General features: G+C 29.1%; 1 pseudogene. It reads left to right on the top strand.

Features of this window, described 5'->3' with window-relative positions:
* Positions 1-313, top strand: a pseudogene (locus C1E99_RS07670) (hypothetical protein); the annotation flags it as partial.

Genomic DNA, 313 nt, shown 5'->3' with positions numbered 1-313 from the left:
CTTGAACTTTATTTCAAAGATTCTATTAAACAGTTGCTTAAGTTAAATATTGACTTGTTAGTCAAAGGTATTAATGGTACAGAAAACGGCGAACTAGTGAAAAAACTAGATAAGAATTATGATCCTAAAACGTACCTAGGATATTTGAACAGAATTGCTGCATCCCATTCTGGTGGAAAAAAAATTTCTGGAAAATACAAAAAATATTCAAAATTTTTAGAGATTGAGGTAAGTAATACTGCTATTTTAGAGAAGTTAGACAATCTTTTCTCATTAAGAAATGATATAGCACACCTTAATAGGTTTTCTGATG

The organism is Streptococcus suis (assembly GCF_002964045.1).
GTDB classification, from domain to species: Bacteria; Bacillota; Bacilli; order Lactobacillales; family Streptococcaceae; genus Streptococcus; species Streptococcus suis_U.
The sequence above is the reverse complement of the archived record's forward strand: the minus strand, read 5'-3'. Positions and strand labels throughout refer to the sequence as shown.